At 69.2% G+C, this 21,958-nt stretch carries 20 protein-coding genes; 17 read left to right on the top strand and 3 right to left on the bottom strand.

Features of this window, described 5'->3' with window-relative positions; translation table 11 throughout:
- Positions 1 to 73 precede the first annotated feature (73 nt).
- From eccCa to CJ179_RS06270, 4 genes are all read left to right on the top strand, one after another.
- Positions 74 to 4,075: a type VII secretion protein EccCa gene (gene eccCa / locus CJ179_RS06285; protein ID WP_095860915.1), complete on the top strand. Its 4,002-nt coding sequence runs from the start codon at positions 74 to 76 to the stop codon at positions 4,073 to 4,075.
- Positions 4,057 to 5,460, top strand: a complete 1,404-nt coding sequence (locus tag CJ179_RS06280) for a type VII secretion-associated protein (protein ID WP_257015345.1) — start codon at positions 4,057 to 4,059, stop codon at positions 5,458 to 5,460. The genes eccCa and CJ179_RS06280 overlap by 19 nt, the downstream gene beginning before the upstream one ends.
- A 132-nt stretch (positions 5,461 to 5,592) precedes the next feature.
- Positions 5,593 to 5,910, top strand: a complete 318-nt coding sequence (locus CJ179_RS06275; RefSeq protein WP_015889935.1) for a WXG100 family type VII secretion target — start codon at positions 5,593 to 5,595, stop codon at positions 5,908 to 5,910.
- Between the two features lie 43 nt (positions 5,911 to 5,953).
- On the top strand, positions 5,954 to 6,235 hold the full coding sequence (locus CJ179_RS06270; RefSeq protein ID WP_072945730.1) for a WXG100 family type VII secretion target: 282 nt from the start codon (positions 5,954 to 5,956) through the stop codon (positions 6,233 to 6,235).
- 77 nt (positions 6,236 to 6,312) lie between these two features.
- On the opposite strand, the gene CJ179_RS06265 is transcribed toward CJ179_RS06270, so the two are convergent.
- Entirely contained in the window at positions 6,313 to 6,765 is a 453-nt protein-coding gene (locus tag CJ179_RS06265; protein ID WP_072945733.1) for an Lrp/AsnC family transcriptional regulator, read from the bottom strand.
- A gap of 81 nt (positions 6,766 to 6,846) precedes the next feature.
- On the opposite strand from CJ179_RS06265, the gene ddaH reads away from it, so the two are divergent.
- The 8 genes from ddaH (at position 6,847) to CJ179_RS06225 (ending at position 14,383) form a co-directional block, all read left to right on the top strand.
- Positions 6,847 to 7,752, top strand: a complete 906-nt coding sequence (gene ddaH / locus CJ179_RS52625; protein WP_095861072.1) for a dimethylargininase — start codon at positions 6,847 to 6,849, stop codon at positions 7,750 to 7,752.
- Positions 7,753 to 7,758: 6 nt separating this feature from the next.
- On the top strand, positions 7,759 to 8,985 hold the full coding sequence (gene rocD, locus CJ179_RS52620; protein ID WP_072945735.1) for an ornithine--oxo-acid transaminase: 1,227 nt from the start codon (positions 7,759 to 7,761) through the stop codon (positions 8,983 to 8,985).
- 168 nt (positions 8,986 to 9,153) lie between these two features.
- Positions 9,154 to 9,597: a 50S ribosomal protein L13 gene (gene rplM, locus CJ179_RS06250; RefSeq protein ID WP_005239728.1), complete on the top strand. Its 444-nt coding sequence runs from the start codon at positions 9,154 to 9,156 to the stop codon at positions 9,595 to 9,597.
- Positions 9,594 to 10,130 (top strand): 30S ribosomal protein S9, encoded by a 537-nt coding sequence (gene rpsI / locus CJ179_RS06245; protein ID WP_043825651.1) that lies wholly within the window; start codon positions 9,594 to 9,596, stop codon positions 10,128 to 10,130. Before rplM ends, rpsI begins: the two co-directional genes overlap by 4 nt.
- A 137-nt stretch (positions 10,131 to 10,267) precedes the next feature.
- On the top strand, positions 10,268 to 11,605 hold the full coding sequence (glmM, locus tag CJ179_RS06240; RefSeq protein WP_072945738.1) for a phosphoglucosamine mutase: 1,338 nt from the start codon (positions 10,268 to 10,270) through the stop codon (positions 11,603 to 11,605).
- 89 nt (positions 11,606 to 11,694) lie between these two features.
- Entirely contained in the window at positions 11,695 to 12,003 is a 309-nt protein-coding gene (locus CJ179_RS06235; RefSeq protein ID WP_072945740.1) for a type VII secretion target, read from the top strand.
- The gene (locus CJ179_RS06230) at positions 12,000 to 14,165 is read left to right on the top strand and encodes a hypothetical protein (RefSeq protein ID WP_257015344.1); all 2,166 of its coding nucleotides are present in this window, start codon (positions 12,000 to 12,002) and stop codon (positions 14,163 to 14,165) included. The genes CJ179_RS06235 and CJ179_RS06230 overlap by 4 nt, the downstream gene beginning before the upstream one ends.
- Positions 14,162 to 14,383 (top strand): hypothetical protein, encoded by a 222-nt coding sequence (locus tag CJ179_RS06225; RefSeq protein ID WP_257015343.1) that lies wholly within the window; start codon positions 14,162 to 14,164, stop codon positions 14,381 to 14,383. Before CJ179_RS06230 ends, CJ179_RS06225 begins: the two co-directional genes overlap by 4 nt.
- Before the next feature lie 7 nt (positions 14,384 to 14,390).
- Here the strand turns inward: CJ179_RS06225 and CJ179_RS06220 are convergent, their stop codons facing one another.
- On the bottom strand, positions 14,391 to 15,227 hold the full coding sequence (locus CJ179_RS06220) for a dienelactone hydrolase family protein (protein ID WP_072945747.1): 837 nt from the start codon (positions 15,225 to 15,227) through the stop codon (positions 14,391 to 14,393).
- A 97-nt stretch (positions 15,228 to 15,324) separates the two neighbouring features.
- Between CJ179_RS06220 and glmS the strand changes: the two genes are divergently transcribed.
- On the top strand, positions 15,325 to 17,187 hold the full coding sequence (gene glmS / locus CJ179_RS06215) for a glutamine--fructose-6-phosphate transaminase (isomerizing) (protein ID WP_072945749.1): 1,863 nt from the start codon (positions 15,325 to 15,327) through the stop codon (positions 17,185 to 17,187).
- Positions 17,188 to 17,220: 33 nt separating this feature from the next.
- Here the strand turns inward: glmS and CJ179_RS06210 are convergent, their stop codons facing one another.
- Positions 17,221 to 17,595, bottom strand: coding sequence for a cupredoxin domain-containing protein (locus CJ179_RS06210; protein ID WP_095860911.1), 375 nt, complete (start codon positions 17,593 to 17,595; stop codon positions 17,221 to 17,223).
- A gap of 81 nt (positions 17,596 to 17,676) precedes the next feature.
- Between CJ179_RS06210 and CJ179_RS06205 the strand changes: the two genes are divergently transcribed.
- Genes CJ179_RS06205 through tsaE form a run of 4 tightly spaced genes read left to right on the top strand, consistent with a single transcriptional unit; the run spans position 17,677 to position 21,926 of the window.
- Positions 17,677 to 19,158, top strand: coding sequence for an NAD(P)H-hydrate dehydratase (locus CJ179_RS06205; protein ID WP_095860910.1), 1,482 nt, complete (start codon positions 17,677 to 17,679; stop codon positions 19,156 to 19,158).
- A gap of 17 nt (positions 19,159 to 19,175) precedes the next feature.
- A complete protein-coding gene (gene alr / locus CJ179_RS06200) occupies positions 19,176 to 20,381 on the top strand; it encodes an alanine racemase (protein WP_072945756.1) in 1,206 nt (401 codons plus the stop codon).
- Positions 20,382 to 20,383: 2 nt separating this feature from the next.
- Entirely contained in the window at positions 20,384 to 21,448 is a 1,065-nt protein-coding gene (locus CJ179_RS06195) for an alpha/beta fold hydrolase (RefSeq protein ID WP_095860909.1), read from the top strand.
- Complete coding sequence (tsaE, locus tag CJ179_RS06190; RefSeq protein WP_072945759.1) at positions 21,438 to 21,926, top strand: tRNA (adenosine(37)-N6)-threonylcarbamoyltransferase complex ATPase subunit type 1 TsaE; 489 nt, start codon at positions 21,438 to 21,440, stop codon at positions 21,924 to 21,926. The genes CJ179_RS06195 and tsaE overlap by 11 nt, the downstream gene beginning before the upstream one ends.
- Positions 21,927 to 21,958: the final 32 nt, after the last annotated feature.

The raw sequence follows: 21,958 nt of genomic DNA, 5'->3' as shown, positions 1-21,958 counted from the left end.
GCGGACCCGGAGTTTCGGGATCGGATCGGCTGCACGGTTTTTTCTGGGCGGTTGTAGTCATGGGGGGCGAGTAGTGAGCACTATTCGATTCGTGCGCAAAGCGCGACGGGAAGTACCACGCATTCCGGGCGGCGAAGTGAGCTTGCAGGCTCCGCCCGAGATTCCACGTCTGGTTCCCGGAAACCTTCTGACCAAGCTCCTTCCCGTGGTCATGGTCGTCGCCATGGTCGGGATGATGGCCCTGATGTTCTCGTCGGGCATGGCCCGCAATCCGATGTCGATGCTCTTTCCCGTCATGATGATGGTGTCGATGCTCGGCATGCTGGCAGGCGGCGGCCGTGGTGGCCCGAAAGCGGCGGAGGCCAACGAGGACCGCAAGGACTACCTGCGCTACCTCGATCAGCTGCGGCGCGACGTCAACGAGACCGGCGGGCAGCAGCGAAAAGCGCTCGACTGGAGTCACCCCGAACCCGGTCTGCTGTGGACCCTCGCAGGCACGGCTCGCATGTGGGAGCGCCGTATCACCGACCCCGACTACTGCCACGTGCGCGTCGGCCGGGGAAGCCAGCGCCTCGCGACCCGCCTGATCGCGCCGGAGACCGGACCGGTGGAGGATCTGGAACCGGTTGCAGCGGTGTCGCTTCGTCGCTTCGTCCGCGCGCACTCCGTAGTTCAGGACCTGCCCACCGCGGTGTCGCTGCGCGGCTTTGCGGCCATCTCCGTCGAAGGGGACCGCGGTACCGCACGGTCCCTGGTGCGGTCGATGCTCATGCAGTTGTGCGCATTCCACGGCCCGGACAATCTCCTGGTCGCCGTCGTGTGCGGTCCCGACACGGAGCACGAGTGGGACTGGGCGAAGTGGCTGCCGCACGCGCAGCATCCGGACTCGTCCGACGGTGTCGGTTCGTCCCGCATGATCTACGGCTCGATCCTCGAACTCGAATCCGCGCTCGGCCCCCAGCTGTCGATGCGAAACCGGTTCTCGCGCAACGCGCCCGCCGCACCCGGTGTTCCGCAATTCGTCATCGTCGTCGACGGAGGGATTCTCGAGGGCGAATCGGGGATGATCACCGACGGCGGCGTCGACTCGGTCTCCGTTCTCGACATCAGCGGTTTCTGCCCGCGACTGACGGCCACGCGTGGCCTCCAACTCGTCGCGCAGGACGGATCCCTCGGCGCCCGCAGCGGAGTCGGAGTGGAGATGTTCGCGACAGCGGACCTCGTCAGCGCTCACCAGGCGGAAACACTGGCCCGGCGACTCGCGCCGTATCGGACGGCGTCGCATACGGCAGTGGACGCCGGCGACGACGATCAGCCGGTCCAGACGTGGAGCCAGATGCTGGGAATCGGCGACGTCGGCCGTCTCAACCCGGATCACGCGTGGCTGCCCCGCCAGGGCCGCGACCGGCTGCGGGTCCCGATCGGTGTGGGAGTGGACGGTCACCCGGTCGAGATCGACCTGAAGGAGTCGGCCGAGAACGGAATGGGGCCCCACGGACTGTGCATCGGAGCCACCGGTTCCGGTAAATCGGAGTTTCTGCGGACGTTGGTGCTCGGGCTGATCTCGACGCATTCGCCCGAGGCGCTCAACCTCGTCCTCGTCGACTTCAAGGGCGGCGCCACGTTCCTCGGCCTCGAGGACGCGCCGCACGTCGCCGCGGTGATCACCAACCTCGCCGAGGAACTCGCGATGGTCGACCGGATGCGGGACGCCCTCGCCGGTGAGATGAACCGACGCCAGGAACTTCTGCGCTCCTCCGGGAACTTCGCGAACGTCACCGAATACGAGAAGGCCCGCCAGGCCGGCGCCGACCTCGACCCGCTGCCCGCGCTGTTCATCGTCGTCGACGAATTCTCCGAACTGCTCAGCCAGCAGCCCGAGTTCGCGGACCTCTTCGTCGCCATCGGCCGACTCGGCCGGTCGCTGCACATCCACCTGCTCCTGGCGAGTCAGCGGCTGGAAGAGGGCAAACTGCGAGGCCTCGACAGCCACCTGTCGTACCGGATCGGCCTCAAGACGTTCTCGGCCAACGAATCGCGCACCGTGCTCGGTGTACCGGACGCCTACCACCTGCCCGCGACCCCGGGCGCCGGATACCTCAAATGCGATTCCGCGGAGATCGTCCGCTTCCAGGCCTCGTACGTGTCCGGCACCTACGAGGGCGGTCGCGTCGACAACGTGCGGCGCCCCGGTGAGGCGGCGGTCGACCTGCGGCCGAAGATCTTCACGGCCGCACCCGTCGCCGTCGACGTCGTCGAGATCCACGACGAACCACAGTCACTCCACCTGACCGAGGAGGCGGCGGAAACCCGCACCACCATCGACGTCGTGGTCGAACGGATCAAGGACCGCGGACCGCGCGCCCACGAGGTGTGGCTGCGGCCCCTCGACGCCGCGCCGACCCTCGACCAGATGCTGCCGAGGTCCGTTCTCACCGAACCGGTTCCCGCGCTGAGTTCGCTGCGTGCACCGATCGGGATCATCGACAGACCCTACGACCAGCGGCGCGACCCGCTCGTCGTGGATCTGTCCGGGTCCACCGGCAACATGGCCGTGGTGGGTGGACCACAGTCGGGCAAGTCCACTGCGATCCGCACGCTCATCACGTCGCTGGCCGCCACCCATTCCGCGGAGCAGGTGCAGTTCTACTGCCTCGACTTCGGTGGCGGCACGCTCGCCGGACTGTCGGGACTACCGCACGTCGGATCGGTCGCCAACCGCCTCGACGTGGACCGGGTGCGGCGCACCGTCGCCGAGATGAACACCATCGTGCGTCAACGCGAGGATCGTTTCCGCGAACTCGGGGTCGAGTCGATGGCGGAGTTCCGCCGTCTACGTGCCTCCGACCCCGGCAGCGGCGGCCCGGCTGCGGGGGTCGCGCAGGACCCGTTCGGCGACGTGTTCCTGGTGATCGACGGGTTCGGCAGCATCCGTCAGGATTTCGAGGCTCTCGAACAGCAGATCACCAACCTTGCGTCCCAGGGGTTGTCGTACGGCGTGCACGTGGTCCTCACGGCGTCACGGTGGGGCGAGGTCCGGCCCGCGCTCAAGGATCAGCTCGGCACGCGCATCGAGCTGCGGCTCGGTGACCCGTCGGACTCGGACCTCGGTCGCAAGACCGCGGCACTCGTTCCCGAAGGCAGGCCCGGACGCGGCATGACCCGCGACAGCCTGCATCTGCTCATCGGGTTGCCGAGGTTCGACGGGAGCTCGGATCCGACCGACCTGGCAACCGGGGTGGCGCACGCGGTGTCCGCCGTCGCCGCCGCGACCCACGGCAGGCCCGCTCCGGCGGTGCGAATGCTGCCGGCACAGATCGCCCGCGAAGACCTGCTCCACGCTGCCGGGGGGTGGCCGTCCTACCTGGACCCTGCGCAGGCATGTCTGCAGATTCCGATCGGCCTCGACGAGGCCGAGTTGGTCCCGACGTTCCTGAACTTCGCCGAGCAGCCCCACTTCCTGGTGTTCGGCGACACCGAATGCGGTAAGACGACGCTCCTGCGGAACATCTGCGAGGGCATCATGGCGTCGAACACGAGCAAACAGGCGAAGATCATTCTCGGCGACTATCGGCGCACGATGCTCGGTGTCGTCGAAACGGAGCACCTCGCCTCGTACGCACCGTCCGAGGACGTGCTGGGGACGAACATGAGGGATCTCGCGTTCCTGCTGAAGGAGCGCATGCCGGGTCCCGGTTTCAGCCGCCAGCAGCAGCGCGACCGGTCCTGGTGGTCGGGCCCCGAAATCTTCGTCGTCATCGACGACTACGACCTCGTCGTGACCTCGAGCGGGAACCCCGTCTCCGCGATCGTCGAATTCCTGCCGCACGCCCGCGACATCGGATTCCACCTGATCATCGCGCGACGCTCCGGCGGTGCGGCACGGGCGATGTACGAGCCGGTCATCGCACGCCTGCGTGATCTGCAATCCACGGGCCTCGTGATGAGCGGCAACCGGGAGGAGGGCAACCTCATCGGCACCGTCCGTCCGAGCGCGATGCCTCCCGGGCGCGGAACGCTGGTCAACCGTGCGGGTACCGGCCTGATCCAGCTCGCGTGGATGCCCCCGCTGTGATGTCGTCGGTCGCGATTCACCTCACTGAATCCGGCATGTGGTCCTGCGTGCAGGGCGTGACGAGGGCGGTACGCGAGACGACGCCGCTGTGCTTCGTCGACGACGAGTACGTCGACGTCGACGGTGGTGTTCTCGCGGTGTCCGACGCACTGACCGCGGTGTTCCGGTCTGTGATCGGCGGTGCGGGGGAGGCGTCGCCGATCGCGACGGCGGTACTGTCGCACCCGACGGAGTGGGGTTCCGCGCGGCAGAATGTGCTCGCCGCCGCGGGTTCACGGGTTGCCGCCGACACCGTGCTGGTTCCGGTCGCGGTGGCGGCGGCCGAGGGTGCTGTTTCTTCCGGCGGTCGATGGCTGGTGCTCGAAAGCCGGACGATGGGCGCGACGGCCAGTTACGTGGTCGGTGAGGTCGGCGGATACCGGGTCGTCGCATGCGAGCACGACCCGTCGCTCTGCGCGGACGAGGGGATCGACGAGTGGGCTGCGGCGATCGCGGAACTCGGTGCGCGGGCCCGCGGTGATCGCCCGGTCGACGGAATCCTCCTGACGGGGGCCGGAGATTCGCAGGAGCGCGCATCGATGCGGGACGCCGTGGTCGCGGTCGCGCCCGCGAACACCGATGTCCGGATCGTCACCGGAGAAGAGATTGCCCGGGCACTCGTCGCCGGCGTGGTCGACGCCGACGAAGCGCCGACGACGATGGCTGTCCCGCAGTCGAACTGGCTCGAACCGGCACTGCAGGGGTCGGATCGCGGGGGCCGGCGGAACGTGCGGCCCACTTTTCTCGCGGTGGCTGCGGTGCTGGCAGTGGTCGTCGGGGCCGTTCTCGTCTTCACACTTCGCGACCCCGACCCCGGCACCGAAACGGTCCGCGCACTCGACGCGAGTGCGGCACCGGCGGCCCCGGCCCCGACGCTCACGCGGTCCGCGGTGCCGACGACCACCACGACCGACGCCAGCCTCGAGGTGGGCGGCATTCGTGTAACGCTGCCGAGCGGATGGAAGGAGCGGGCACCCGCGTCGAACTCCGCCGTGCCCCGGCTGGAATTGGTGCCGGCAGGTGGGGCCGACAGGCGAATCATCATCACGCAGAACGCGGTTCGAGAGGGTTCCGGATACGACGAGGTGGCGGCGACGCTCGCGTCGAAGATCGCGCAGCGCGGCCGGCCCGAACTGTTCGGCGAACTCGAGCGCGACGTCGTGTTCGGAGGCAGACCCGGCATCGCGTACAGCGAGTTCCCCGACGAGAGTTCCGCGGTGCGATGGCACGTACTCGTCGAACGCGACCTCCAGGTGAGCGTCGGCTGCCAGTTCCTGGCCGAGGAGTGGGAGTCGATCGAGAGCGTGTGCGAGGACGTCGTGCGGTCGCTGGTGATCGTCCGGTGATCCCGTTCTCTTCGCCGAGAAATCTTCCACGGAGGTGGAACCGATTGGGCGGATGACGCGTCCAATCTTGTGTAGGGGTGAATTCGGGCAGTCCAGTGGGGGCCGCCGCACCGAGAGCAGAAGGAGTCACACATGGCGGGAGTTGTTACCGATGTCGGCCAGATGGAGGTCGCGGCCAATCACGTGCAGACGGTGAACAGCCAGCTGCAGGGCACGATCAACAGCCTCAAGGGTCGTTGCGAGGAGTCGTCTTCGGCGTGGCAGGGTGGAGCGCAGACGGCGTTCATGAACCTGATGGCACGGTACGGAGATGCCTCGCGCCGTATGCAGGAGTCGCTGGACGAGATTGCGGTGAAGATCCGCGAGAACGGCAAGGGTTACGACGCCGCCGAGCAGGCCAACCAGGATGCGATCCATTCGGCTGGAGCCTCGGGATCGCTCGACATCTAGCGCCGGCACCGAGAACAGTTACGAAGCTCGAGGGGAGCACCGAATGTTGAAGTACGGATTTGCCGAGTTGCAGGCGCTGGCGGCCGACATCAAGTCGAACGAAGCGAAGCTGCGCGAGACGCACGACGAGCTCAAGGGCTACGTCAACGGCCTCGTGGCGCAGTGGGAGAGCGGTGCGCGGGACAACTACCAGGCTGTGCAGGCCAAGTGGGACAGCTCTCACGAGGATCTGCTCCAGGTCCTGCAGACGATCTCGAAGGTCGTCCAGGACGGCGCCATCGACATGCAGTCCGCGGAAGACCGGAACGCCACGGCCTGGCTCTGATCTTCGCGTGACACACCCGAGTGCCCCAGCAATCCACGGTTGCTGGGGCACTGTCGTCGCCGTGTACGACGAGGGGATCAGTCGGCGGGCGGTATCAGTCGGCTGAGGACGACGCTGCTCTTGGTCTGGAGGACGGCCGGCTCCGACCGCAGGTTCTCCAGCGTTCGTTCGAGGTGTGCGGTGTCGGTGGTGCGGACGCGGAGCAGGGCGTTGGCGTCGCCGGTGACCGTGTACGCCTCCTGAACCTCGGTGTGGCGGGACACGATCCGCGCGATCTCCACGGCCGACGTGCGACCGCTGCAGTACAACTCGACGAACACCTCGACGCCCGGGCCGAGGGCGCGGGGATCGAGCGCCGCATGGAATCCGGTGATCGCTCCGGACTCGACCAGTCGATCGACCCGGCGCTTCACGGCCGGTGCGGACAGCCCGACCTCGGCGCCGATGGTGGCGAAGCTGGACCGTGCATTGCGCTCCAGTCGCGCAACGATCCGCCGATCGAGCCCGTCCAGACGCAACGAATCATCCATGTGATGGAACGCTAGCGCATTGATCAGGCCTTTTGGTGGGTGGATACTGATGTCACCGACACCGATCGAGGGGGAGTGGAGATGGCGCCCACTGCTGGTATCGAGTCCGAGAGCCCCTACGAGGAGCCGGCGGTCGCGCCGGGCGACGCCGTCCGCCACGCCCACCCGCGGACCTACCTGATGTGCCCGCCCACGTATTTCGACGTCGTCTACGCCATCAACGACTGGATGCGCCCCGGTGAACCCGTGGACCGGGACCGTGCGATGTCGCAGTGGTCCGCGCTCGCGGACACCTACCGGCGGCTCGGCCACGAGGTGCTGACGATCGACCCCGTCGAGGGGCTCCCGGACATGGTGTTCGTCACCGACAGCGGACTCGTCGTCGACGGCGTCGCTCTCGGCGCCCGGTACCGGACCGCCGAGCGACGCGCCGAGGCCGAACACGTGTTCCGGTGGTTTCGGGACAACGGGCTGATCAGGCCCACCCTGCCGCGGTACGTCAACGAGGGGGAGGGCGACTTCCTCGTCGTCGGCGACGTGATCCTCGCTGGAACCGGGTTCCGGTCCGACCCACGGTCGCACGCCGAGGCGTCGGCGCACCTCGGTCGTCCGGTGATCACCCTGAACCTGGTGAACCCGCGCTACTACCACCTCAACACCGCGCTGGGCGTGCTCGACGACAGCACCATCGCGTACCTGCCCTCCGCGTTTTCGCCCGACAGTCGCGACGTGCTGGGGCGAATGTTCCCCGATGCGGTGATCGCCGCCGAGACGGACACCGACTGGCTCGGACTCAACCTGGTCAGCGACGGCGCCAATGTGGTGTTGCCCGTGCAGGCTTCACACCTCGCCGACCAGCTGTCGGACCGCGGGTACGAACCCGTTCCGGTCGACTACTCGGAATTCCTCAAATCCGGTGGCGGAATCAAGTGCAGCACTTTGGAGCTCCGCGGCTTCCGCGGGATCCGGGACGAAAGTCAGGGGTGACCAGCAATGTCGGACGGTGTCGTTTCCGTGTCGGATGCCACGCGTGAGCAGCTGAAGAGGGCCGAGGAGCACAGCGCCCACAACTACTCCCCGCTGCCGGTCGTGATCGAATCGGGTGCCGGCGCATGGGTGAAGGGAATCGACGGCGTCGACTACCTGGACGTGCTCGCCGGTTACTCGGCACTCAACTTCGGCCACGCACACCCCGCGCTCGTCCGGGTGGCGCGCGAACAACTCGGCCGGCTCACCCTGACCAGCCGCGCGTTCCAGCACGACCGTTTCGCTACCTTCTGCGAGGACCTGAGCCGGCTGTGCCGGAAGGACGCGGTGCTGCCCATGAACACGGGCGCCGAGGCCGTCGAGACCGCGCTGAAACTGGCCCGTAAGTGGGGGTACGACGTCAAGGGTGTGCCGCCGGGGCGCGCCGAGGTGATCACGTGCGCCGGGAACTTCCACGGCCGCACCATCACGATCGTCGGGTTCTCGTCCGATCCGGACGCGTACGCCGGGTTCGGTCCGTACCCGGCAGGGTTCTCGTCCGTCGAATACGGGAACGCGGCGGCGCTCGAGGCCGCGATCACCGAGAACACGGTGGCCGTGCTCCTCGAACCGATCCAGGGTGAGGCCGGAGTCCTGGTGCCGCCCCCGGGCTACCTCGCGGCGGTCCGGGACATCTGTACCCGGCGCGGAATCCTGATGATCGCCGACGAGATCCAGAGCGGGCTCGGACGGACCGGCGACACGTTCGCGTGCGACCACGAGAACGTGACCCCCGACGTGTACGTGCTGGGCAAGGCGCTCGGCGGCGGCCTGATGCCGGTCTCCGCCGTCGTCGCCGACTGGCCGGTGATGGCGGTGATAGGCCCCGGGCAGCACGGCAGCACGTTCGGGGGTAACCCGCTCGCCTGCGCGGTGGGCAGTGCGGTGGTGGACCTGCTCGAGACCGGCGAATATCAGGAGCGAAGCCGTGAACTGGGCGCCTACCTGCACGACATGCTGTCGCAGTTGCCTCCCGAACACGTGTCGGAGGTGCGCGGGCGCGGACTGTGGGCCGGTGTGCAGCTCGCCGACGGTATGCCGGCCGCCCGGACGATCTGTGAAAGACTCCTGGCGCGCCGGGTCCTCGCGAAGGACGCGCACGAGGGCACGATCCGCATCGCCCCGCCGCTGGTGATCGAACGCGACGAGCTGACGTGGGCCGTCGAACAGCTCGCCGATGCGCTCGCCGAGTGAGTTTTGACCCTGGGGCGCCCTGACCGGTATTGTTCTCCGTTGGCGTGCCGTGCGCCGCTGCGTCTCCGTGTCGCAGTGGCTGGCGGTTCTCGGGTCTCAACTGGCCGCCGGGAATCGCTCGACGATACGCAATGGCCAGCAGCGGATTGAACAAGACGAGGAAGTTCTGTGTCTACGTACACCCCGAAGGCCGGAGATGTGACCCGCACGTGGCACGTCATCGACGCCACTGACGTGGTGCTCGGCCGCCTTGCCGTCCAGGCAGCCAACTTGCTGCGCGGCAAGCACAAGCCCACCTTTGCACCGCACGTTGACGGCGGCGACTTCGTCGTCATCATCAACGCCGAGAAGGTCGCGATCAGCGGCAACAAGCGCGAGGGCAAGTTCCTCTACCACCACTCCGGACACCCCGGTGGTCTGAAGTCCCGCTCCGTCGGTGAGGTTCTCGACAAGAACCCCGACCGCCTCGTGGAGAAGGCCATCGTCGGCATGCTCCCCAAGAACAAGCTGGGTCGCGCCATCAGCAGCAAGCTGAAGGTCTACGCGGGCCCGAACCACCCCCACGCCGCGCAGCAGCCGGTGCCATTCGAGATCAAGCAGGTGGCCCAGTGACGGCGCCGGAGGAGCAGAACGTGTCCAACCCCGAAGAGATCACCGAGGTTGTCGAGGTCGCGGCGGACGAGTACGTGTCCGTCGAGGAGCCCGAGGTCGCCGAGGACATCGAGGCCGCTGCTGCGCCGCAGGCCCCGATCGTGATCGATCGCCCCATCCAGACCGTCGGTCGTCGTAAGGAAGCGGTTGTCCGCGTCCGTCTGACCCCCGGTTCGGGCGACTTCAAGCTCAACGGCCGCACCATCGAGGACTACTTCCCGAACAAGGTGCACCAGCAGCTGATCAAGGCTCCGCTGGTCACGGTCGAGCGTGCCGAGTCCTTCGACATCGTGGCGCTGCTGCACGGTGGCGGACCGTCCGGACAGGCCGGCGCCCTGCGTCTCGCCATCGCCCGCGCGCTCATCGAGGTCACCCCCGAGGACCGTCCGGCTCTCAAGAGCGCCGGCTTCCTCACGCGTGACGCCCGCGCCGTCGAGCGCAAGAAGTACGGCCTGAAGAAGGCCCGCAAGGCATCTCAGTACTCGAAGCGCTGATGTGTCGCCGAAGCCGCCCTCCGGGGTCGGCTTCGGCACCTGTTCTTCCCGAGAGCAGGCGTCCATCGTTACCGGACGCCTGCTCTCGTGCTTTATCCGAGATGTAATGGGTTTTCTAGGTGCGAGGGGTCTGGTCTATGGGTCGATTGTTCGGGACGGATGGGGTTCGTGGTCTCGCGAATACCGAGCTGACCGCCGAGCTGGCGTTGCAGGTGGCCTCCGCCGCAGCGACGGTGCTGGCGTCGCCGGGTTCGGGCGGACGCAAGACGGCCGTGGTCGGCCGTGACCCGAGAGCCAGCGGCGAAATGCTCGAGGCGGCGGTCGTCGCGGGCCTGACGTCTGCCGGCGTCGACGTCCTGAACGTCGGGGTGCTGCCGACGCCCGCGGTGGCGTTCCTGACCGCGGAACTGGACGCGGCTCTCGGTGTCATGATCTCCGCCTCGCACAATCCGATGCCAGACAACGGCATCAAGATCTTCGCGGCAGGCGGACACAAACTCGACGACGAGGTGGAAGACCGGATCGAGTCCGTCGCCACCGGCACCGCGACACGGCGGGCGCCGACCGGGGCCGGGATCGGACGTGTCCGCACGGTGCCGGACGCCGCGGACCGGTACCTGCAGCACCTGACCACCGCACTCCCGAACAGCCTCGACGGACTGACCGTGGTGGTCGACTGCGCGCACGGCGCGGCCTCGGATGTCGCCCCCGCCGCCTACCGGGCCGCCGGCGCCACGGTCGTCGCGATCAACGCCGAACCCGACGGACTCAACATCAACGAGAACTGCGGATCGACGCACCTCGAGGGTCTGCAGAAGGCCGTCGTCCGGCACGGCGCCGACCTCGGGCTCGCGCACGACGGGGATGCGGATCGATGCCTCGCCGTCGACGCAGCCGGTTCCCTCATCGACGGCGACGCCATCATGACCGTGCTCGCCCTCGGCATGCGTGATGCGGGCGAACTGGTGGACGACACCCTCGTCGCGACCGTCATGAGCAATCTCGGTCTGCACATCGCCATGCGCGAGGCCGGAATCTCGCTGGTCACCACGGCGGTCGGTGATCGCTACGTCCTCGAGGGACTCCGATCCGGCGGGTTCAGCCTGGGCGGCGAACAGTCCGGTCACGTCGTGTTCCCCGCCTTCGGCACCACCGGTGACGGAGTGCTGACGGGACTGCGGCTGATGGGCCGGATGGCGGAAACCGGGCAGCCGATCGCGGAACTGGCGTCGGCGATGACGACGCTCCCGCAGGTCCTGATCAACGTGAAGGTCGCCGACAAGCGTGCCGTCGCCGCGTCCCCGGTCGTGCTCGACGCAGTGCTGGCCGCGGAGCGCAGCCTCGGTGAGAACGGGCGGGTGCTCCTGCGGCCGTCCGGCACCGAGCAACTCGTGCGGGTGATGGTCGAGGCTTCCGATCTCGAAGTGGCTCGTAAGCTCGCCGACGAACTGGCGGGTACCGTCGCCTCCGTGTGATGCGAGCGGACACAGCGCACCGATCGGCCGGGAACCGATCGGTGCGCTGTCGCGTCTAATGCAGTAGGTCGCGAAGAGAGGGTGGGGCAATGGGCGAGGGACTCGAGGTGGACGTCGCGGTGGTGACGGACGCGGGCACCAGGCTGCTGCGGTCGGCGGAGGTTCTGAGACAGCGGGCCGCCGAGACCGCCCGGCTGGAATTCGCCGGAGCGCAGGCGGGCCGCGACTACACCGCGAAGGGCGACGCGGTGCGGGACGCCCTCGGCGTCGTCGGGGGCGCGCTCGAGCAGTGGGCCGCGGACGCGGAATCGTTCGGTCACGCGTTCCGGGAGGCCGCGGCGCGCTACTCCGGAACGGACGCGAGCGTGGCCGCCGACGTGGACGGGGTGCAGTGGTGACCACGGATCCCAGAACGCTGATCGAAGACCCGAACCTGAGCCGCGAGTTCAAGGAGCAACTCCTCCAGGCGTGGGCCGCCTCCCGAGAGGAGGACGAGTCGTCGTGGCAGCCGTACTTCGACGAGTACGGACTCGGCAAACGTGACCGGACGCCGTCCGCCGACCAGCGGTACGCGGCACTGCTCGAGCACGGCAGCGACGCCCAGACCGCCAACACATCCCGCATCGCGCTGGGAGAGCACCTGCACCCGGATGCCCTCAACGATCCCGAGGACATGCTCGATCTCGGCGCTCGCGGGCTCGAATTCTTCGAGTTGTTCCTCCCCGCCGCGAAAAAGCTGGGATACGAATCCCTCGAACTCACCGACTACTACGCTCGGTTCGACGCCGAACGGGGGATGCGCCTGCACGCGCTCGCCCGCGACGTCGACACCCTCGGACGCAGCGTCGACACGGCCCGCACGGAACTCGACGACAACGAGAAATGCGTCACCGCGGTGCGAACCGGGTGGAGCGGAATCGCGGCCGCGGCAGCGATCGACGCCGCCGACCGCCGGAACGCTCAGGTCGCCGTCACCGTCGATCGGCTCGGCGACCTCGCCGAGGTGCTGTTCGAAGCGAACCTCACCCTGAGCGCGGCCGTGACGAACAAGGCGTACAAGGTGGTGTCGCTGCACCAGCCGACGGTCGGGGGATACAGCGCCGCGCAGATCGACGTCCTCGCGCAGATCTACTCCGAGGGCAAGGACGGCGACAATTCCGTCGCGAAGGATTGCATGGAAGACGCGTCCTACTGGTTCCCCGAACTCGCCGACGACGACTACCGGCACGTGAACGGCCTGTACAAGGACGGGGGCGCCGGTGCGCTCCGTCGCCTCGACCGCGACGACGTGGTGCGGCGGGCCGCCGGAATCGCCAAGGACTGGCTCGACGCGAACTTCCGGCGCGTGTTCGAGGAGAAGCAGCAGGAGTTCACCGCTGCCTGTGCGGACTGCGCCGATGCGGTGCACGCCGCCTACGACGCCGTCGTCGCCGAGGCGCGGTCGATCGAGGTACAGCCCGGGTTCCGTCCCGAGGACACCCCCGAACCGGCGCCCGCGCCGAGTGCACCCGAGGTCCACAACGCCGGCACCGTCCCGGCTGCGGCACTGGGACCTGCTCCCGCACCTGCTGCGCCGGCCGGACCGGCCGCGGCACCCGCGAACGACGGCCCCGCGTACGTCCCGCCTCGATCCGGTGGCGGCGACGCGACCACCGGTCCGGCGGCCGCCGCGCCCCCGATCGCTGCGGCTTCTCCGATCGGGGCTGCACAGCCGGCGCCCGTGGCCCCTCCGACGGCCACGGCGCCCATGACGACTGCCCCGGTCGCACCGGTCCCGCCCGCAATGCCCGGGCTTGCCGGGATTCCCGGGTCACTCGTGCCGGCACCGGGCGCCGTCCAGAGCACGGGAAACGTCCCCGGCCTGGGCGATCTGGTGCGGCAGGGCCTTTCGGGCGGTCTGGTCGATCTCGGTTCCATCCTGCGCCCGTTGATCGAGGACACCCTCTCGGGCCTCACCGACAGGGCCGACGAGGACGGGAACCCCGACGACCTCCGTGAAGAACTCGACGATCCGCCTGCGGACGAAGGCGAGCCGGCTCACGGCAAGAGTCTCGAACTGGACCTCGACGGACAGTCGTGGACGCTCGCCGTCGCTGCGGACGGTCAGGGGATTCATCTCGAGATGAGCGACGGACAGGGCGGGACGGCCAGATTCGGAGTCGAGATCGGCCCGGACGGTCTGCCGCAGATCCTCGCCGAAACCGCTGCCGCCGACGGAGACCCCGACGGTGCCGACTGCGCACCCGCCGAGCCCGACCCGGAATCGCGGGTCGACGCTGGAGCAGACGCGCCGCCGACGACGGCTGAAGACGGGCCGCCGCCGGACGGAGATGCCGGGGACGACGTGCCGGACCAGGAGGACGCACCGGCACCCGTGCCTGCCGGGGACGCCTCAACCGTCCCGCCACCGCAGGTGGTGACGATGCAGGAGGAGCCCGCCCCCGCGGCGCCCGACGCACCGGCCCCGCCGCAGGAACCGCGGTCTGCACCCGAACTCGCGACCGGTCCGGTCGCCGGACTCGACAGCGGCGCCGAGCTGGCCGAGGCCGGTCCACTGTGAGCCACCGAGCCGCCCAGTTGCGGGCACAACGGGCACAGATGCGCGCCGACCTGGAACTGTTCCGGGAGCGGATCGACGAAGCCAGAGCCAGAGACGAGGCAGCCGCAGCGAACCGCGGCCGTGCCGAGCCCGCGGCCGCAGTGTCACCGGTGTTGCCGCCGCGACAGGGAACACTCGACGACGACGAGTTCTATCGTCCGCGCAGCTGGCTGGTGTGACCGGACCTCAGATGTGCGGGAGCACACCCTTGAAGCCCGCATCGGTGTGCTCCTCGTGCGGATCGACGAGGGTGGTGTGGGGAAGTTCGGCGTCCGCCTTCGCGAACACCTCATATTTCTTGTCCTCGGTGAGGTGATAGAGCAGGAAGCCGGTCAGCAGCGCGCGGGTGATCTGCTGGGTCTTGCGTTCCGAACCGCCGATGCCGAGTGCGCCCAGCAGGCGGCGACCTTCGGTGAGCCCGGACTCCGAGGCGCCGTTGACGGCGCGCAGGACATACTCCCCGCCCCACGCCTCGGCCAGCGCCTTGGCGTTGCTGTTCATGGTGTCGATGTCGGCCCCGGCCACGATGAGCCCCGGCGCTGTGATCTTGGACGCATACCTCTCGGCCTTCGGCGCGGTCGGCGCCGGGAACAACGCGGCCACCGCCGCCACGTCCCGCTGGGCGGCGGCGAGCACGGCCGCCCCTGCACCCATCCCGTGACCTGCGAAAGCGACGCGGTCGGGCCGCACGCTGATCTGCCCCGGACCGAGACGCACACCCACACAGATGTCGAGGGTGGCCCGCAGGTCGGTGGCGAGGCCGAGGTGGGAGGGCACGGGACCACGTTCGCTGTTGGGGGCGGCCACGACGATTCCCCACGACGCCAGATGCTCGAGTGTCTTCCGATAGTGGTCCACACCTGCCATCCAGCTGTGCGCGAACGCGACGGCGGGCAGGTTGAAGCCTGATTCGGGCGTGTACACGACGCCCGGCTGTCCGGCGAGGGCGAGGTCACCGCGCAGCACGCGGTGCGGTCCCCGCTTGGACAGTTCACGGGCCAGGGTCTTCGGTTTCGGCGCCACGGGGAGAACGTTATCCGATTCGCGGGCCGGCGAGAGAGCCGATGCGGCCCACACTCCGACTTCGCGGCGTCGCCCGGTCCAAGTACCCTGATGAACCATGTGCGGAATCGTGGGATACGTCGGCCACCGGCAGGCTCTGACTGTTGTGGTGGAGGCTTTGCGGCGAATGGAATACCGCGGATACGACTCTGCCGGCATCGCCGTGCTCGACGGGCAGGGTGGGATGGCGGTCGAGCGGAAGGCGGGGCGCCTCGCGAATCTGGAGGCCGAACTCGACGAGGTCGGGGCCGAGCACTTCACCGGGAGCACGGGGATCGGTCACACCCGGTGGGCCACGCACGGCAGGCCCACCGACCGCAACGCGCACCCGCACCGCGACGCGGGCAACACGGTCGCCGTCGTCCACAACGGCATCATCGAGAACTTCGCCCCGTTGCGGGCCGAACTCGAGCACGACGGAATCGACTTCGCCAGCGACACCGACACCGAGGTCGCGGTGCACCTCGTCGCGCGGGCGTACGCCTCCGGTGAGACGGCAGGCGACTTCGTCGCGAGCGCGCTGAGCGTGCTGCGCCGGCTGGAGGGTGCGTTCACCCTCGTCTTCACGCACTCCGACCACCCGGACACCATCGTCGCGGCGCGTCGCTCGACGCCCCTCGTCATCGGTGTCGGCGAGGGCGAGACGTTCCTCGGGTCCGATGTCGCGGCGTTCATCGAGCACACCCGCGACGCGGTCGAGCTGGGGCAGGACCAGGTCGTGGTGATCACCGCGGACGGGTACTCGATTCTGAACTTCGACGGGTCCGAGGCGCAGGGCCGCCCGTTCCGCATCGACTGGGACCTCGCCGCCGCCGAGAAGGGCGGCCACGACTACTTCATGCTCAAGGAGATCGAGGAGCAGCCGGCCGCGGTCGCGGACACCCTGCTCGGTCACTTCGCGGACGGGAAGATCGTTCTCGACGAGCAGCGACTGTCGGATCAGGAGCTGCGCGACGTCGACAAGGTCTTCGTCGTCGCCTGCGGCAGTGCCTACCACTCGGGGCTCCTCGCGAAGTACGCCATCGAGCACTGGACCCGGTTGCCCGTCGAGGTCGAGCTGGCCAGTGAGTTCCGCTACCGCGACCCGGTCCTGGACCGGTCGACGCTGGTGGTCGCCATCTCGCAGTCCGGTGAGACGGCCGACACCCTCGAGGCGGTGCGCCACGCCAAGGATCAGAAGGCGCGGGTGCTCGCGGTCTGCAACACGAACGGTGCCCAGATTCCCCGCGAGGCCGACGCCGTCCTCTACACCCGGGCCGGTCCGGAGATCGGTGTCGCGTCGACCAAGGCGTTCCTCGCGCAGGTCACGGCGAACTACCTGGTCGGCCTGGCTCTCGCGCAGGCCCGCGGCACCAAGTACCCGGACGAGGTGGCACGCGAGTACGCCGATCTCGAGGCCATGCCCGATCTGGTGAGCCGGGTGCTCGAGACGGTGGAACCGGTGCGGGCGCTGGCACGGGAACTGGCGTCGTCGTCGACGGTGCTGTTCCTGGGCCGCCACGTGGGCTACCCCGTGGCGCTCGAGGGTGCGCTCAAGCTCAAGGAGCTGGCGTACATGCACGCCGAGGGCTTCGCGGCCGGCGAACTCAAGCACGGGCCGATCGCGTTGATCGAGGACGGGTTGCCGGTGATCGTGGTGATGCCGTCGCCGAAGGGGCGCGCGGTGCTGCACTCCAAGCTGCTCAGCAACATCCGCGAGATCCAGGCCCGCGGTGCGCGGACCGTCGTGATCGCGGAGGAAGGCGACGAGGCCGTGCGGCCGTTCGCCGACCACCTGATCGAGATCCCGTCGGCGCCGACGCTGCTGCAGCCGCTGCTGTCGACGGTGCCGTTGCAGGTCTTCGCGGCGGAGGTCGCGCAGACACGGGGCTACGACGTCGACAAGCCGCGTAACCTCGCCAAGTCCGTCACTGTCGAATAGGCGCGACGTCGGGGGCGCGGCCGGGCCGCGCCCCTACGGAGTGACGACGACGGTGCCCGTCATGTCCGGATGCAGCGAACACGTGTACTCGTAGGTGCCCGGTTCGGTGAACGTGTACGTGAACGTGCCGGTCTGCATCAGCCGGCTCCGCAGCACGCTCTTCGCGGCCCCGACACCCACCACGTCGTGGGTGACGCCCCGGTCGTCGAAATTCCAGGTGACGGTGTCTCCGGCCCGGACGGTCATCGTCGAGGGCTCATACGCCATGTTCGCGACCTGCACGACGGGTCCGGTCGTCGCCTCGGGTGCCTCCTCGGCGGGCGAACTGCACCCGGAGACGACGGCTGTCATCGAAATGCTCGCGGCGAGAGCCACTCCGGCGATCCACGACGTTCCACGTACACGCATGGCGTCGAGCGTAGTCTGACCCGGTACCGACCCTTCACTGCACAGCGGCCGGCCGTGGGGCCGGCTCGACGAGGAGTTCCCATGCGGGGCTACTACACCGCTGACGAGGTTCGAGCCGCGGAGGCGCCGTTGCTGGCGTCCCTTCCGGGCGGCGCACTGATGCGACGCGCCGCACACGGACTGGCCACGGTGGTGGCGGCGGAACTGCGGGCGCGGACCGGGGGTGTCGCCGGCCGCACGATCACGGTGCTGGTGGGGTCCGGCGACAACGGCGGGGACGCGCTGTGGGCGGGGTCGATGCTGCGCAGGCGCGGTGTCGCCGCCACAGCGGTCCTGCTGAAACCGGAGAAGGCGCACGCGGCCGGGCTGGCGGCGTTCACCGCGGCCGGCGGGCGGGTGGCCGCCCCGTCCGACGACTTGGGCCTGCCCGACCTGGTGATCGACGGGATCGTCGGAATCTCCGGCCGCGGACCGCTACGACCCGATGCTGCTGCGCTGGTCGAACGGATCGAGGCGCCGATCGTGTCGGCGGACCTGCCGAGTGGGGTGGACCCGGACACTGGCGCCGTCGACGGGCCCGCCGTGCGCGCCGCGGTCACCGTGGCGTTTGGCGCCCTCAAACCGGTTCACGCGCTGGGCGCGGCGCAGTGTGGCCGAGTCGAACTCGTGGACATCGGACTGTCGCTCGGCGATGCCGAAATCACCGCTCTGGACGCCGCCGACGTGGGCGCGGCGTGGCCGGTGCCGGGGGCGGACGACGACAAGTACTCGCAGGGCGTGGTGGGGGTCGTCGCGGGCAGCGACGGTTACCCCGGAGCCGGGGTCCTGTGCACGGGAGCGGCGGTCACCGCCACGTCGGGGCTCGTCCGCTATGCCGGGCCGTGCACGGGCGAGGTGCTCGCGCATGCGCCGGAGGTGATCGCGACCACCGATCTCGCGAAGGCCGGACGCGTCCAGTCGTGGGTGGTCGGGCCGGGCATGGGCACCGACGACGCCGCCCGCCGGACGTTGCGGACGGTGCTCGACGCGGATGTGCCCGTACTGGTCGACGCGGACGGACTGACCCTGCTCGCCGAGGACCCGGACCTGGTGCGCTCGCGGACGGCTGCGACGCTGCTGACACCGCATGCCGGGGAGTTTGCCCGGCTGACGGGAAAGGGACCGGGCCCGGACCGGGTGGCGTCGGTGCGAGCGCTCGCGGCCGACTGGAACGCGCACGTGCTGCTCAAGGGGCGGGCCACGGTGATCGCCGAGCCCGGCGGCCGGGTGTTCGTCAACGAGGCGGGCGGTTCGTGGTCCGCCACGGCGGGGGCGGGCGACGTGCTCGCCGGGATCATCGGCGCACTCATGGCCGCCGGTCTCGCCCCGGACCGGGCCGCCGCGGTGGGTGCGCGCGCTCACTCGCTGGCCGCGAACCTGGCGGCCCGAGGCGGCGGCGCCGACCTTTCCGCGGGGCGCGGAACAGCACCGATCTCCGCGGGAACGCTGCTCGCGCACCTCAGGGAGTCGATCAGAGTTCTCCGTGCGGGGGTGTCACCCGACGAAATGCCGGCCACCGCGTGAATGGCAGGATCGAACATATGACGCTTGCTGAAGCAGTACCGGCCGACGACCACGGACACAGCGAACCCGCAGCGCCCGCGCAGGCGGCGCCGGCACCGCAGGCCGAGGCAGTGGTGGATCTGGACGCGATCGCGCACAACGTCCGGATCCTGCGCGACAGCGCTCGGGGCGCGGCGATGATGGCCGTCGTGAAGGCGGACGGCTACAACCACGGCGCGGTAGCCGTGGCCCGCGCGGCGCTGGCTGCGGGAGCGTCGGAACTGGGTGTGACGACCGTGTCGGAGGCCCTGACGCTGCGTCGTGCCGGGATCGACGCACCCGTCCTCGCGTGGCTGCACACCGTCGACGCCGATTTCGCCCCCGCGATCGCGGCCGGTGTCGAACTCGGCGTCTCCTCACCCCGCCACCTCGCCTCGGTTGTAGCTGCGGCGCGGACCGTCGGCACCACGGCGATCGTCACTCTGAAGGTCGACACCGGCTTGAACCGCAACGGGGTGGCACCCGACGAACTGGAGCAGACCCTCGTCGACCTGGCCCGCGCGCAGGCCGAGGGTTCGGTGCGGCTGCGCGGCGTCTTCTCGCATCTGGCCCATGCCGACGAGCCGCACCACGCCTGGATCGATTCCCAGCGGGATCGACTGGTCGCTGCGATCGCGGATGCCAAGCGTCACGGACTGGTCCCCGAAGTGGTGCACCTGTCCAATTCCGCGGCCACCCTGACCCGCCCCGATCTGCGGTTTGACATGGTTCGCCCGGGAATCGCGATATACGGGTTGTCGCCCGTTCCCGAACTCGGTCAGTTCGGGTTGCGCCCGGCGATGACACTGCGATCGAGGGTGGCTCTGGTGAAGAAGGTGGCGGCAGGTGAAGGCGTGTCCTACGGGCACCAGTGGGTGGCCCCGAGGGACACGACAGTGGCGTTGCTGCCGTTCGGGTACGCCGACGGGCTCCCGCGTTCGCTGAGCGGCCGATTCGAGGTCCAACTGGGTGCGGAGCGACGTCCGGGGATCGGACGTGTCTGCATGGACCAGGTGGTCGTCGATCTCGGACCGGACGGCGGGGGAGTCCGGGAGGGAGACACCGCGGTGTTCTTCGGCAACGGGGACCTCGGCGAGCCGATCGCACAGGAGTGGGCCGACAAACTCGACACCATCCACTACGAGGTCGTGACGGGGGTGCGCGGACGCACGGTGCGCAGCTACGTCGGTGGGACGGGCACCTAGGCATGGGTGTGTCGAAGCGGATGGGACTCGTCGGCGGTGTGCTCAGCGCGCTGGCGCTCGGCTCGGTGGCCGGAGTCAACGCAGTGCGCAGCGCGACCCGGCCCGGCCGCGAGATCTACGGCGACGAGGACTTCACCCTGATGACGCGGGACCGGCGCAGCGTGGTGGTCGCCGAGGACGGCGTGGCGCTCGCCGTCCGCGAGGTGGGCCCGGAGAACGCCCCGGTGACGGCGGTGTTCGTGCACGGGTACTGCCTGGACATGACGTCGTGGCACTTCCAGCGCCGTCAGCTCGCCGAGCGGTGGGGCGACGACGTGCGGATGGTGTTCTACGACCAACGCGGGCACGGCGATTCGGGTGTGCCGTCCGCGGCGAGCTGCACCATCGCTCAGCTGGGCGCCGATCTCGCGACCGTGGTCGAGGCGAAGGCCCCCACCGGACCGATTGTGCTGGTGGGGCATTCGATGGGTGGGATGACGGTGCTCGCCTTCGCCGGGCAGCGGCCCGAGCTGGTTACGGAGCGGGTGATCGGTGCGGGCCTGGTGGCCACGGCCGCGGCCGGGCTCAGCGAGACCGGATTGACGCGGAACCTGCAGAACCCGGTCATCGACGGCTTCCGGCTCGCGGTCCGGACCTCGCCCGAACTCGTCCAGCACGCGCGCGGCGCGGCCCGCGTCCTGATCACCCCCATCCTGCGGGCGGCGTCGTACGGCACGGACGTGAGTCCGCGGCTGCACAAGTTCTCCGACTCCATGCTGGACCGGACGTCGGTGGTCACCATCGTGAACTTCCTGCGCACGCTCGAACTGCACGACGAGTCCGCGTCACTCGCGGCGCTCGGACACACCCCGTCCGTCGTGGTGTGCGGCGACAGCGACATGACCATCCCGTTCGGCAGTTCCCGGAAACTGGCGGCGGACCTACCGGAGTCCGAACTGGTGCGGGTGCGCGGCGCCGGTCACCTGGTGCAGCTCGAGTTCCCGTCCGTGGTGTCGGACGCGGTCGACCGGTTGTTGCATCGTGGCCTGGCCACATTCCAATCGGGTGAGCAGTCCGATGTCGGCTGAGGAAGGAGTACTGCCCGTGAGCGGGACCGTGGTGCTGGCGACGGCGGAAGACACGGAGGAGTTCGGGCGGAACCTTGCCCGGGGACTCGTCGCCGGTGATCTCGTGGTGCTCGACGGCCCTCTCGGTGCGGGGAAGACCGCACTGACGAAGGGAATCGGGGCCGGGCTCGGTGTCCAGGGGCGAGTGACTTCGCCCACATTCGTGATCGCGCGGGAGCACCGGGCGGGCACCCGGCCGGGTGGGGGTGCGCCGGTCGGAATGGTGCACGTGGACGCGTACCGACTGGGCGGCAGCGGCCCGCACGCGCTGGACGAACTCGACGCGCTCGATCTCGACACCGACCTGGCCGCAGCCGTTGTCGTCGTCGAATGGGGCGAGGGCATCGTCGAGCAGCTGGCCGATCGTCACCTGCGGGTACGCCTGCGCCGCGAACCGGAGTCGGATGTCCGCACGGCCCACTGGGAGTGGATTTCCTGACGGGTCGGGTGTCGGGAGCGTATCTGACGTGC

It is taken from the genome of Rhodococcus sp. ACS1 (assembly GCF_002300155.1).
Taxonomy (GTDB): domain Bacteria; phylum Actinomycetota; class Actinomycetes; order Mycobacteriales; family Mycobacteriaceae; genus Rhodococcus_F; species Rhodococcus_F koreensis.
The sequence above is the reverse complement of the archived record's forward strand: the minus strand, read 5'-3'. Positions and strand labels throughout refer to the sequence as shown.

What these genes read in the sequence shown, in the direction of transcription:
- tsaE (WP_072945759.1), top strand. Translation starts at nt 21,438, where the DNA reads ATGTCGGCTGAGGAAGGAGTACTGCCCGTGAGCGGGACCGTGGTGCTG.
- glmM (WP_072945738.1), top strand. Translation starts at nt 10,268, where the DNA reads ATGGGTCGATTGTTCGGGACGGATGGGGTTCGTGGTCTCGCGAATACC.
- glmS (WP_072945749.1), top strand. Translation starts at nt 15,325, where the DNA reads ATGTGCGGAATCGTGGGATACGTCGGCCACCGGCAGGCTCTGACTGTT.
- CJ179_RS06205 (WP_095860910.1), top strand. Translation starts at nt 17,677, where the DNA reads ATGCGGGGCTACTACACCGCTGACGAGGTTCGAGCCGCGGAGGCGCCG.
- CJ179_RS06235 (WP_072945740.1), top strand. Translation starts at nt 11,695, where the DNA reads ATGGGCGAGGGACTCGAGGTGGACGTCGCGGTGGTGACGGACGCGGGC.
- CJ179_RS06210 (WP_095860911.1), bottom strand. Translation starts at nt 17,595, where the DNA reads ATGCGTGTACGTGGAACGTCGTGGATCGCCGGAGTGGCTCTCGCCGCG.
- CJ179_RS06275 (WP_015889935.1), top strand. Translation starts at nt 5,593, where the DNA reads ATGGCGGGAGTTGTTACCGATGTCGGCCAGATGGAGGTCGCGGCCAAT.
- CJ179_RS06270 (WP_072945730.1), top strand. Translation starts at nt 5,954, where the DNA reads ATGTTGAAGTACGGATTTGCCGAGTTGCAGGCGCTGGCGGCCGACATC.
- CJ179_RS06195 (WP_095860909.1), top strand. Translation starts at nt 20,384, where the DNA reads ATGGGTGTGTCGAAGCGGATGGGACTCGTCGGCGGTGTGCTCAGCGCG.
- rocD (WP_072945735.1), top strand. Translation starts at nt 7,759, where the DNA reads ATGTCGGACGGTGTCGTTTCCGTGTCGGATGCCACGCGTGAGCAGCTG.
- alr (WP_072945756.1), top strand. Translation starts at nt 19,176, where the DNA reads ATGACGCTTGCTGAAGCAGTACCGGCCGACGACCACGGACACAGCGAA.
- ddaH (WP_095861072.1), top strand. Translation starts at nt 6,847, where the DNA reads ATGGCGCCCACTGCTGGTATCGAGTCCGAGAGCCCCTACGAGGAGCCG.
- CJ179_RS06265 (WP_072945733.1), bottom strand. Translation starts at nt 6,765, where the DNA reads ATGGATGATTCGTTGCGTCTGGACGGGCTCGATCGGCGGATCGTTGCG.